Here is a 291-nt window from a genome sequence, read left to right on the forward strand (position 1 = left end):
CGAGCGGCCCCGCCGCCGAACCCCGCGCGGGCATCGCGTTCAAGCACTATCGCAAAGTGGCCTTCCCTCAGGCATTGGATACCCTGCTGCCCATCCTGGATATGTTCACCTCCACGGAAGACTTGCTGCCCCTGCTGATCCTGACCACGCCGGGCTTTGCCGAACAATTGCGCCAGCACGCGCCGTTGGCTGCTCATCGCATCGAGAGCTGGGACGAGTCATTACTGTCCTGCGCGCCCTGGGCGCGGCTGGCCCAACTGGCACCGACCCACCTGCGTATCCTGCTGATGC

At 64.9% G+C, this 291-nt stretch carries 1 protein-coding gene; it reads left to right on the forward strand.

Annotation, left to right across the window (positions count from 1 at the left end; genetic code table 11):
• A partial coding sequence (locus AC0L20_RS40730; protein ID WP_473295782.1) for a hypothetical protein occupies nucleotides 1–291 on the forward strand: 291 nt, incomplete at both ends.

The organism is Bradyrhizobium sp. Kon58 (genome assembly GCF_055807455.1).